The organism is Photobacterium sp. R1, from assembly GCF_054600795.1.
Window position 1 is genome coordinate 1 of the sequence record NZ_BAAHZP010000395.1, and the last position, 294, is coordinate 294.

General features: G+C 52.7%; 1 protein-coding gene. It reads left to right on the forward strand.

Annotated features, from left to right (window positions below; translation table 11 throughout):
* Window positions 1-103: 103 nt before the first annotated feature.
* The coding region (locus ACYP03_RS25580; protein WP_459782615.1) for a hypothetical protein at window positions 104-294 on the forward strand (191 nt) is incomplete at its 3' end.

A 294-nucleotide genomic window follows, 5' to 3' on the forward strand; every position in this document is an offset into this window, starting at 1 on the left:
CGGCGCGTGATTTTACCGCTGTTGAAAGCGCAGTGCTAAAAGTGCAGCGCTGACAGAGCGACAGTAAAACGATTCAGCAGATTGCGTCAGGAAGGGGAAGCGCATGACAATCAGACGGATGACGGCAGACGATGCCGGAGAGGTTGCAGCGTTAGTGAAAACCAGCTTTATGGCGAGTGCGGCAAAGCAACTTGCACCGGCGGGTATTGATACTTTCTTTAAAGTCGCCTCAAAAGAAGCGCTATTGCTTCGCCTGCAGGAAGACAACCTGATGCTGGTGTATGAGCAGCAGGG